The sequence below is a fragment of the Chryseobacterium sp. KBW03 genome (genome assembly GCF_003852415.1).
GTDB lineage: Bacteria > Bacteroidota > Bacteroidia > Flavobacteriales > Weeksellaceae > Chryseobacterium > Chryseobacterium viscerum.
Window position 1 is genome coordinate 193,016 of the sequence record NZ_QAJO01000014.1, and the last position, 11,110, is coordinate 204,125.

An 11,110-nucleotide genomic window follows, 5' to 3' on the forward strand; every position below is an offset into this window, starting at 1 on the left:
GAAATGAATATTTTAATATTATGTATTGCAATAACAGCTATTATAAGTTTTATCGCTTTTAATAATCCTGCTATTACGGAAAAATATAAATTTAGTGTAGGAGCTATTCTTCAGAGAAAGGAATATATTCGTTTGCTTTCAGCAGGTTTTTTGCATGCTGATATTATGCACCTGGTATTTAATATGTTTACATTGTATTTCTTTGCACCTATTGTCATTCAGGGCTTCGGAAATATAGGGTTTATCATTGTATACCTGGGAGCAATACTGCTTGGGAACTTTCTTTCACTATACATTTATCAAAAACAGCCCTGGTACTCTGCCGTAGGAGCGAGTGGTGGGGTTTCGGGAATTCTTTTTGCCTCTATAGCATTGATTCCGGATCTTGATATTTACCTTTTCTTTATTCCGATTGGTATTCCCGGATATATTTTCGGACTGGTATACTTCGGATATTCTGTATATATGATGCTTAATCCGAAACCGCACGATAATATCGGACATGCAGCCCATTTGGGGGGCGCATTTTTGGGGTTGATCTATGCTGTGATCAATGCTCCGGACCGTGCAATCCATAATGGAGTTTATATAGGAATCATGTCACTTCCCTTAATTTATTTAGGATATGAAATATTTGTAAGGAAACGAATAGGATAAAAGACTATTTTTAATTAAAATATCAAAACCAATGAACACATCAGAGTTAAACAGTTTCATCGTGATACTTATCTATGGTTCATTGGTTTTGCTTTCTTTACTAAAGCTGGCCAATCCTTTGAGGGTGAACCGAAAAGCCAATTTCTGGTTTGGGATCTTTCTTTTTCTATGGTCTACCTTTTGGCTGGATGAGGTTTTGTTTCTGATCACAGGCTCAACAGTGGAATTCCATTCTCTGTTTTTCGTGAGATGTATTCAGTTTTTTACCCCCATTGTTTTTTATTTCAGTGTCCTGTTTTATACCAATCCCTCTTTTACTTTCAAGACTAAAGACTTAAAGTTTTTATTACTTCCCGTAGCTTTCGTTCTGTGCCTTATATTGGTAAAATTGGGCTATGACACTCCGTTTGAATATCTGAGTGTTATTTTGATCCTGATTCAAGCCTTATTTTACACGGGTCTTTCTTATATTACCATCAGAAAACACCAGCGGAAGATCCAGCAGTTCTCGTCCAATACAGAAGGTATCAATCTGAATTGGCTGGAATATATTATCCTGGTGCTTCTTATTGTGAACATTATCTATGTGATTTATAATCTGTTCTATGACCCAAAATCACTGAATTTCTTTATCAATACCGTTTTCCTTTTCGTTATTTATTGTGTAGGATATTATTCTCTGAAGCAGAAGGAAATTTATCCTTTAGAAGAAAAACAGATAGAGGAGCTGATTTCTATGAATGAAGATTCAGATCCTGAAGAAGTAAAAAGAAAATTGATTTCTGATGATGAATTATTAAAAATTAAATCTTCGCTTGAAAACATCATGGAAACCCAGAAACCTTACCTTGAAAGCGAATTGAATCTTATCAAACTTGCAGAAATCCTGTCGGTTTCTACCCATCATCTTTCTTACGTTATCAATACAGGTTTTGGAAAGAATTTCTTCCAATATGTAAATGAATTCAGGGTAGATTATGCCAAAAAACTTCTGAAAGAACCCAACAGTAAATTATCCATTCTGGGGATTGCCTATGAATCCGGGTTCAATTCCAAAACCTCTTTTAATACGACTTTTAAAAAAGTAACCGGACAAACCCCTTCTGAGTTCAAAAAATAAGTTCCGGTTTATAAAGTTTTACTTTTTTATTTTCATAAATAATTGATTTTTAATAGATTGATTGTTTTGTTTTCCCTTTTTAAAAATCAGTTCGTTCAGATAATCTGGAACATTCAAACCTGTGTATCCCTGTAGCTTTGTACCGTAAAATTTAAACTTATGGATACCAAAGAATCATATGCCGTAGTTACAGGAGCAAGCCAGGGACTTGGTAAAGCATTCGCCGAAAATCTGGCAAAGAAAAACATCAATGTTGTTCTTGTGAGTCTTCCGAATCAGAATCTGAAAGAACTTTCTCAGGAACTGGAAGAGCAATATCATATAAAAGCCCGTTATTACGAAACAGATCTTTCCGTCAATGAGAATGTCATGAAACTTACAGAATGGATCAACCAATCCTTTGATATTCATATCCTGATCAATAATGCAGGGCTTGGCGGGACTAAAAAATTTACAGAAGCCTCTTCGGATTATATCAATACCATTCTGCAGGTGAATGTAGCTGCAACTTCACTTATCACCCATCAGCTTCTTCCCAACCTTTTAAAACAGCCCAAAGCTTATATTTTAAATGTTTCAAGCATGGCTGCTTTCTCTCCGATAGGTTTTAAAACGGTATATCCTGCAACCAAAACCTTTATCCATTCATTTTCAAGAGGACTGCATGAAGAATTGAAAGATACCAGTGTTTTTGTAAGCGTTGTAAATCCCGGCGCTATGAAAACCAATGTGGATGTCTGTAAAAGGATTGAAAAACAGGGGTTTATAGGAAGGTTGACACTTTTGAACCCTGATAAAGTAGCTTCCTACTGCATTCGTCAATTATTCAAAAAAGATTCCGTAATTATGGTGAACCCAATCAGCTGGCTTGTGATGAAAATTTTACCCATATGGATCAAACTTCCGTTGATGACCCAGGCTATAAAAAGAGAAATCGAAGCATGAAAAAAATTTGTGTAACCGGAGCTACAGGCCTTCTGGGAACTAATGTTATCATAAAATTACTACAAAATGGTTATTCTGTTATTGCTCTGGTGCGTAAGAAAAGCACATGGCTGGGCGAAGAAAACGAGAATCTGAAGCTGGTGGAAGCAGATCTTTTATCTGATCTCTCCTCATTGCTTATAGATATAGACTGTATCATCCATATTGCGGCAGAAACACGGCAAAATCTTATCAGGTATGATGAATACAGAAAAGTAAATTATGAGGCAGTCGTGAATCTGTTGACTCAGGCAGAATCAATGAAGGTAAAAAAGTTTTTGATGGTGAGTACAGCCAATACTTTAGGATATGGGAATACGGCATTTTGGGGGAGTGAAAAAGCACCCCAGCTTTATCCTTTTACCCGTTCATTATATGCTCAAAGCAAGCGGGAAGCTGAAGATTATCTTTTAAATAACAGTAAAAATACAGAAGTCATCATTGTAAATCCCACTTTTATGATCGGGGCTTATGATAGCAAACCGAGCTCCGGGAAAATTATCTTTTGGGCCTGGAAAAAGAAACTGGTTTTCTATCCAAAAGGAGGAAAGAACTTTGTCCATGTAGAAGATGCTGCCCATGGAATAGTAAATGCTATTGAAAATGGACAAAATGCTGAAAAATATCTTTTAGCCAATGAAAACTTAAGTTATAAAGACTTTTTTAAGAAAGTAAACCGTATTACCCACCAAAAGCCGATGATGTTACCCATTCCGAATATGGTGTTGAACTTCCTTGGATTCATCGGTGACGGGCTGAGAAAATTAAACATAAAAACAAACCTCAGTACTTCCAATATGAAAGCCCTGCAGATTTGTAATTATTATAACAATCAGAAATCGGTAGAAGAGCTCGGTGTCCGATACCAACCTGTTGATAAAGCTATAGAAGATGCCATTCAATATTTTACTAAAAATAATAAACATTGATTTTCATCCTGCAATAATAAAAAAGCCAGCTTTTTTGACTGCTGGCTTTATAAAATTATGTTGTTATTTTCTGAGTTACGTTTTTATTAGAAATCACACAGGCTTTGCTGCAGTTATTTGAACTTGAAATATTAACCTGTATCAACCCTGGCATTGATCTGTATTCTTCTGTATTATAAGGAGCTTCAGTACCATTTCTTCCACCGCCCTTGATATCATATTGTATTTGGGCAATTCCTGTAAATCCAATTGCCGGCTTGAAAGAAAGCTTTCCTGTAGTAGAAGTATACGTCCATGTCCCCTGATTGTTGGTATAGACACCCCCTGTTATATTCGGAATCACCGCACCATTCATATCCAGAAAACGAAATGAATTAAAATCAATGTTGTTATAAGAAATCGTTGGTGGGTTTTGTCCACCTGCTGAAGTATATGCTGCATCATTTAGCAAAGGGAAATAATTAGATTTTATTCCTGGACATCCTGTAAAAAGATCGTCCGTAACTTCTGCTGCATAAGGTCTTGTAACCCCTAAGTTTTTTAATAAGTGGATATTTTTAGCAGCTCCGGTAGAAGCCGCAAAACCAATTCTGAAAGTAGAAGGAGGTGAAGTATCCAAGGTTCTTACTGTACTGTTGGATATTGTAGTCTCCGTATATTTCAGAGAAGTTGGATAATAATAACTATCAATTACTGTTTCTTTCACAGTCCCGTGCTGTATTTCGAGAGTTACATTGTAACCGCCGGAAGGATTGGGAATCAATGTGATATATGCTTTTCGGAATCTAGCGTCATTCTCGTTCTGAGGAATCGTAGTTCCGCCACTTTCAATACTGAATTGCTGAAGATTTGTATTTTGAATACCAACATACTTTCCGGTTTGAGTATTCAGATAAGCGGATCGGTTGTTACTGGAAGTTGCAGCATTGGTCGCTGTACTGTAAAGTAATGGATAACCATTGTATCCTGCCGGCTCAGCGGAAGACAGATATTGATTTCCACGTTTTCCTCTTAAGCTGACATTACTTCGTCCGCCAGCTAATGAAACCCCAAAAATTCCATTTCTAACCCTTTCTCCCTGGTTAAATGCTGTTTTGAAATTTCCGTATTCATCCAGACCTATTCCCAGATAAGCGCCTCTCAGTCCTTCTCGGGATTCCCCTCCACGCACAAAACTATATCCTAGTCCTCCTCCAAAGTATCCGAGATTAAGTTGGTCTTTAGGAATAGAACCATCTACCAGAAATATAGAAATACCATCTCCTCCGTTAGTCTCTCCACCATAAATTGCAAATTCAAATTCAAACTTAATTCCCTGGTCACTGTTGAATATCTTATCAGCGAGGATAACCCCTCCCGAAATATTATTTACACTTCGGGTCAGTCGTAATCCATCTGTGGTAAAAGTAGCATCATTCTGGATACCGCTGGTGGATACTTTGTAAGCTTCCTGCGGCTGTAATCCCTGTGTAAAGTTGACAAAATACGGGTAACCGGTTCCTTGCTGATTCTGTGCCTGAATATTTTTGGTGAAAATAAACAATGAAGAAACAAGCAAAAATCTTTTGCCCCATATCATTCGAGTACTTTTTATCATAACTCAATTATTTAACGACAAAAACAATATTAATAAATGAACAGTCAGTCGCTGCAGCTTTTACATCATACGTCATTACCCCGTCATCAGAAATAGAAATATTACTGAATACATTAGGATCAGCATCTGTTACATAATAGTAAAGATCTTTGCTTGACGGGAAAAAAGGGATTGATGCTGGCGCGCTGGTGCTCTTTGCTTTTGGAGATCCAAACTGAGTTTTATATAAGGTATACAAATCTTTAGTTCTGCCATTGGCACTGGTGGAAGTATCAAAAGAAACACTCGGCATGTAAAACATTTTTACAGCATTACTACTGATACATAGCCAATCAGGCTTGGTAGGGCTTCCAATATTCTGGCTTAAACATTTCTTATCAGTATCATAGATAAGAAGAGAGTTGGCCGGATTAGATATAGCGTCTCTTTTTGCAGTACTGAGTCTTGGAATCAGCATTCCTTTATTTTGACTGTAGACGTCCAAAGCAGCGCTTGCATCAGGTGTTGGGGTGTTGATCCCAACCTGTGCGAAAGAGAATGTACTTATTAAAACGATTGGTAGAAATAACTTTTTAATCATGATGTTCTTAATAATTTTTAATCTGTGTATGTTTTTATGTTTTTTTTGAAGGCATTTTTTCAGCCAGGTCGATTCCATAAAAGGAATAAGTATCACAAACAATTCATCTGAATAATGAATTGTGTCCATAGAATGCCATCAGGATATCCCAGGATTCCTAAAAGCCAATAACAGATATAACATGATGCCTCATAGAGGGACATTCTATGTCTTATCTGAAATAGTCGGAAAAGTAAATTGAATTATGTAGCCGTATAAGCTCTTAAATAAGTAAGATTCATATTCCCTCGTGTTTTTTGCAAATATACAAAGAAATATTCAGATGTTGGTATTTATAGAATTAATTCTAAATTTCTCTTAATAATTAACGTATTTTAGTTTAAATTTTTACATAGTTTGCAAATCAACAAGATTGTTTTTATTATGTAAATCTTTGTATTGTATTAAGAAATCTTAAAAAATAAAGTATATTAAGGTCCTGATATTTGAAAATGAAGAAGAATTTCACCTTTTTTTATCATAAATAATTGGAAAAGAGTCTATTTTGAAAAATTATTCAACGCATCTTCCAGAGTGTGTACAAAATTGACCTGTTTTGTCTTGTTGCTTTCAAAAATAAAATCCTTCAGACTTTTACTTTCATATTTGTCAAAATCACCTGTAATAGTCAGACCGATGCGATAGTTTGAAAACTTTTGAAGAATATCTCCTGCCATCTTCGTTTTTAAGTCAAAAAATTCAGGAGCGATATTTTTTTCGTGAAGAATTAATGTATCAAAACCCTGATAATAGATATTTCCCATAAGATCAAGCCCGTCCTCTGCAGATTGAATGATTATCTCATCGGAAATTATTTCCGCAATTTTTATATTGTTGATTTCATGTGATTGAATAATCATCTTTATTCGAGTGTTTTTTTGATGTCATGTAAGAAATTATCTAAAGCAAATGCGTCTCCCTGGTTGGTAAGTGCTATAATACAGGTGTTATGCTGCAAATCTCTCCAGAATAAAGCTTTAAAGCCATTCAGACCTCCTGTATGCATTGCCGTTTTTTCTCCGTCTTTATTCTCTATAAACCATGCAAATCCGTAATTTGACATTTGACCATTGGATAATTGGGAAGGAGCATACATGACAGCCGTATTTTCTTTATTGATCAGGGTATGATTTCTTAAAGCCTGATCAAATTTATAAAGATCTTCAGGAGTAGAGTAGATCCCTCCGTCACCTGTGGTCAGGATTGAATAATCATCAGGTTTCTTCTGTTTATTATATCCCAATGCCTTATTCTGAATAACCGTAGAAGGCTCATACACATAGGTATGAGTCATTTTTAAAGGAGTGAAGATCTGCTCATTGAGAAAAGTTTTATAAGATCTTCCGGATACCTTTTCGATAATCTGGGAAAGGATTATATATCCGCTGTTGCTGTATTTAAACTGACTGTCAGGAACAAAATCTAGTTTTTTAAGACTAAAAAGCCAATTGATTACCTCCTGATTAGTCAATCCCTTTTTTGAAAATAAATTTTCATAGTCACTTATTCCGGAAGTATGGTGCAAAAGCTGTCTGATACTGATGTTTTTAGCATATTCAGGAAGCTCAGTGAATTGAGAAGCTTTATCATCAAATTTTAATAATCCTTGCTGCTGCAATATCATAATAGCTGCAGCAGTGAAAGGTTTGCTCAGCGAAGCAATATAAAAAGAAGTATTTTTGTCTGTTTTCAGTCCTTTTTCAAAAGTACGGAAGCCCATGGCTGTATCACATACAATCTTGCCGTTTTTCACGACCAGAACAGAACCGTTAAACGCTCCCTTATTGTAGTACTCATTTACAACATGCTGAGAGTTTTGTTTACAGGATGCCAGCTGCAAAATCAGGAAAATACCGAAAACGATATTCCATATCAAAGTTTTCATAGGTTAGGTGTATGGAAGCAAAATTACTTATTTTCTTCCATAAATAAACCTGTCATTTTCAGATAAATCCTTCAATAGTTGAGCGTTAGAAAAATAGTGATACAGTTCCAGAGTTTCAGGACCTAATTTCTGATTGATTTCCAAAAACAAAAATCCGTTCTTGTTCAGATGATTTTTAGCATCTTCAGCTATTTTCCTGTAAAAAATCAAAGCATCTGCAGTAGGAGAGAAAAGGGCCATTTTAGGCTCAAATTCTTTCACTGAATCTGCAATTTCAACCTCTTCATCAATTCCAATATACGGAGGATTTGAAATAATGATATCATAATTTTCAATCAGATCAAAATTCAGATAATCAGCATGAATGAATTTGATTTCAAGTTGATGATAATCTGCATTTTTTCTGGCCGTTTTTAATGCTTTTTCAGAAAAATCTATTGATGAAACTTCTGCCTCAGGGAAATATTTCTTTAATACCAAAGGAATAATTCCGCTTCCGGTTCCTATGTCCAAAATCTTTACCCCTTGAAATTTAAATGGTGAACCTTGAATTTCCTTGATGGCAATCTCCAGCAGTTCTTCTGTTTCAGGGCGGGGAATCAGTACATTTTCATCCACAAAAAACTTCATCCCGTAGAATTCCGTTTCGCCCAGGATTTGCTGGTAAGGTTTCCCGGTTTTAAGTTCGGAAACCAGATGGCAAAGTTTTTCTTCATCATCGATCAAAAGTTCCTGTTCAGAAAACCTTCTTTGATGAAAGCTGTCAAAACCCACAATCTGATGCACCAATAATGATGATAAAAAAGCACTTTCCGACTCAGTATAAAGCTCGGAAAGGGCTGTTTTGAAATATTTTTTGAATGTTGATATTGTCATTTATCTTGTAAAAACCAGTTTTGTATCTGTAGACTTTTCTTCATCAATTCTATACCCTTCATAGTTGAACGCTTTTACGTCTTCCAGGGTTTTGGCATTGGTTTCGGCACAGAATCTTACTACCAGTCCTCTTGCATGCTTGGTATATACAACAATGGTTTTCAGTTTTCCTTCTTTTAATTCATAGAAATCAAAATCAATCACTTTATGGTTCAGTTTTTTTCTGTCGATTACTTTTCCATATTCATTGCTGGCAAGGTGAAGCAGGATTTCTCCTTTTTTCATCTCAGAATTCAATTGTTCAGTGATTTTTTCTCTCCAGAATTCATACAGGTTTTTGTACTCCTCAAATTGAAATGGGCGCCCCATTTCCAGTCTGTAAAGCATCACTTTATCAGATGGCTTCAAAAGACCGTAAAGACCGGAAAGCATTCTGTAGTTTTTCTGCAGATAGTCTACCGCATTTTTATCCAGAGTTTTGGCATCCAGCCCTCTGTAAACCTCTCCTGTAAATGCAAACATGGCCGGAGCAGATTCTTTTGCAGTAGGTTTGGATTTCCATTTTTGATTTCTTTCCCAGTTTTCATCAGCCAGTTTAGGCGATATTTCCATCAGTTCGGAAAGATATTTTGGGGATTTTTCTTTTAAATAAGAATGTATCAATGCTGCATCTTCAATGAATTTCGGAGTAGTGGATTTCAACAGCTCTGTTGAGTTTTCTACGTTCATTAATTTTGCAGGAGATGTTATAATTTTCATAATGTTAAAATGCAGATAAATGTTTAATGTCAATAAAATTCATGGCCATCAGAGAGATAAAGTCAACCATAAAATGACAAATGATCAAAATTTTAATGTTTGAATAAAGTTTATAAAACATAGCAAAAACGACTCCAATAAAGAAAGGAATGACTACCTGGCCTATGGTTCCGTAAGTACTGTGCAGAATTCCAAATAGAATGGCTGAAACAAAAATACCCAGAAATGGACTGTTATAAAGTTTTTCAATTCTTGGCTGTATATACCCCCGCATCAGAAACTCTTCTACAGCACCTGCTGTAAAGCATGTAAAAATAATTAAAAAATAATCATTTTTAAAAATGGAAGTAAGCTCAAAAAGTTTTTCACTTATTTTTTCCTGAACCAAAAGCTGAATCATTACATTCAGAAGTGCTCCACCAACGCTGCAGATAAAATATAAGCATAGAATGGCTTTTATATAAAATACGGCAGAATATTTTTCTTCTTTTTTGAGTAAAAAAGTGCTTTTTTCGATAAAAAGACTGTACAGAAATACAATGAGGAAAACTCCCCATATTGCAACTCTACTGAGGAAAAAGTTGTCTTTTGTAATCCCTATTGTCCCTGTAATCATCGTAACGACAGGAAAAATATAAAGCATCACAGCTGCCAACAGCACAAAAGTGAGTAAAATTCCTATAGAATATTTCCCATTAAGACTCATAATACAATACCCCTAAACTTTGAACTTTACATTTTGAATTAAATAATTCCTTTTCCCTGACGGATAACTTCCGGTTCTCCTGAAGTAAGATCTACAATCGTAGAAGCAATATTATCTCCATATCCTGAATCAATGACAATATCCACCAAATGGTCATATTTTTCGGCAATAAGTTCCGGATCAGTAGAATATTCAATGATTTCATCATCGTCTCTGATGGACGTGGAAGCAATAGGGTGTCCTAGTTTTTCAACGATAAGCTGCGGGATCGGGTGATCGGGTACACGGATACCAATTGTTTTATGTCCTTTATAGGCTAAAGGTAAACTTTTGTTGGCTTCAAGAATAAATGTAAACGGTCCCGGAAGATGACTTTTAAGAAATCTGAAAATCGAAGTATCAATAGGTCTTGTAAAGTCGGAAAGGTGGCTGAGATCATTACATATAATTGAGAATTTTGACTTCTCAAGCTTTATTTTTTTGAGCTGCGCCAGTTTTTCCATGGCTTTTATGTCAAAAATATTACAGCCTAAGGCATATATCGTATCCGAAGGATAGATGATAAGTCCGCCGTTTTTTAAAGTTTTAATAACCTCATTCACAAGATTTTCCTGTGGGTTGTCGGGGTAGATTTTTAATATTTTTGCCATTAAACAAAGATACAAATAATAAAATAGTTTTCATGAAAGTCCTTTATTTAAAAGAAAAATTAGGATTTGTGAAAAATATTCGTACCTTTGCAATCCAATATCGCGGGATGGAGCAGTAGGTAGCTCGTCGGGCTCATAACCCGAAGGTCATCGGTTCGAGTCCGGTTCCCGCTACTAAGAAAGTGTTTTCGGTAAACACTCTAAAAATACACCGCGGGATGGAGCAGTAGGTAGCTCGTCGGGCTCATAACCCGAAGGTCATCGGTTCGAGTCCGGTTCCCGCTACTAAGATAAGTGCTTTCGGTAAGCACTCTAAAAATACACCGCG

12 protein-coding genes and 2 tRNA genes are annotated in these 11,110 nt (G+C 35.8%); 6 read left to right on the top strand and 8 right to left on the bottom strand.

Annotation, left to right across the window (positions count from 1 at the left end):
- The first annotated feature begins 3 nt into the window (after positions 1-3).
- From DBR39_RS22805 to DBR39_RS22820, 4 genes are all read left to right on the top strand, one after another.
- Complete coding sequence (locus tag DBR39_RS22805; RefSeq protein WP_124536978.1) at positions 4-657, top strand: rhomboid family intramembrane serine protease; 654 nt, start codon at positions 4-6, stop codon at positions 655-657.
- A 31-nt stretch (positions 658-688) separates the two neighbouring features.
- Positions 689-1,777: a helix-turn-helix domain-containing protein gene (locus DBR39_RS22810; RefSeq protein WP_124536979.1), complete on the top strand. Its 1,089-nt coding sequence runs from the start codon at positions 689-691 to the stop codon at positions 1,775-1,777.
- A gap of 159 nt (positions 1,778-1,936) precedes the next feature.
- Entirely contained in the window at positions 1,937-2,722 is a 786-nt protein-coding gene (locus DBR39_RS22815; RefSeq protein ID WP_124536980.1) for an SDR family NAD(P)-dependent oxidoreductase, read from the top strand.
- Positions 2,719-3,690 carry an NAD-dependent epimerase/dehydratase family protein gene (locus DBR39_RS22820; protein WP_124536981.1) on the top strand — a complete coding sequence of 324 codons (972 nt, stop codon included), beginning with the start codon at positions 2,719-2,721 and terminating at the stop codon, positions 3,688-3,690. Before DBR39_RS22815 ends, DBR39_RS22820 begins: the two co-directional genes overlap by 4 nt.
- Positions 3,691-3,745: 55 nt before the next feature.
- Here the strand turns inward: DBR39_RS22820 and DBR39_RS22825 are convergent, their stop codons facing one another.
- The 8 genes from DBR39_RS22825 to DBR39_RS22860 form a co-directional block, all read right to left on the bottom strand.
- Positions 3,746-5,269 (bottom strand): lectin-like domain-containing protein, encoded by a 1,524-nt coding sequence (locus tag DBR39_RS22825; RefSeq protein WP_124536982.1) that lies wholly within the window; start codon positions 5,267-5,269, stop codon positions 3,746-3,748.
- A gap of 25 nt (positions 5,270-5,294) precedes the next feature.
- Positions 5,295-5,867, bottom strand: coding sequence for a hypothetical protein (locus DBR39_RS22830; RefSeq protein WP_124536983.1), 573 nt, complete (start codon positions 5,865-5,867; stop codon positions 5,295-5,297).
- Positions 5,868-6,406: 539 nt separating this feature from the next.
- Complete coding sequence (locus DBR39_RS22835; RefSeq protein ID WP_124536984.1) at positions 6,407-6,766, bottom strand: DUF4180 domain-containing protein; 360 nt, start codon at positions 6,764-6,766, stop codon at positions 6,407-6,409.
- A gap of 2 nt (positions 6,767-6,768) precedes the next feature.
- Positions 6,769-7,791, bottom strand: coding sequence for a serine hydrolase domain-containing protein (locus tag DBR39_RS22840; RefSeq protein ID WP_124536985.1), 1,023 nt, complete (start codon positions 7,789-7,791; stop codon positions 6,769-6,771).
- 27 nt (positions 7,792-7,818) lie between these two features.
- Entirely contained in the window at positions 7,819-8,667 is an 849-nt protein-coding gene (gene prmC, locus DBR39_RS22845) for a peptide chain release factor N(5)-glutamine methyltransferase (protein ID WP_124536986.1), read from the bottom strand.
- Positions 8,668-9,426, bottom strand: a complete 759-nt coding sequence (gene yaaA / locus DBR39_RS22850; protein WP_124536987.1) for a peroxide stress protein YaaA — start codon at positions 9,424-9,426, stop codon at positions 8,668-8,670.
- A 4-nt stretch (positions 9,427-9,430) separates the two neighbouring features.
- Entirely contained in the window at positions 9,431-10,132 is a 702-nt protein-coding gene (locus DBR39_RS22855; RefSeq protein ID WP_124536988.1) for a CPBP family intramembrane glutamic endopeptidase, read from the bottom strand.
- Between the two features lie 38 nt (positions 10,133-10,170).
- Complete coding sequence (locus DBR39_RS22860; RefSeq protein WP_103235373.1) at positions 10,171-10,782, bottom strand: L-threonylcarbamoyladenylate synthase; 612 nt, start codon at positions 10,780-10,782, stop codon at positions 10,171-10,173.
- 101 nt (positions 10,783-10,883) lie between these two features.
- Here DBR39_RS22860 and DBR39_RS22865 point away from each other — a divergent pair.
- Positions 10,884-10,956 (top strand) — tRNA-Met (locus DBR39_RS22865).
- Positions 10,957-10,994: 38 nt separating this feature from the next.
- Positions 10,995-11,067 (top strand) — tRNA-Met (locus DBR39_RS22870).
- Positions 11,068-11,110: the final 43 nt, after the last annotated feature.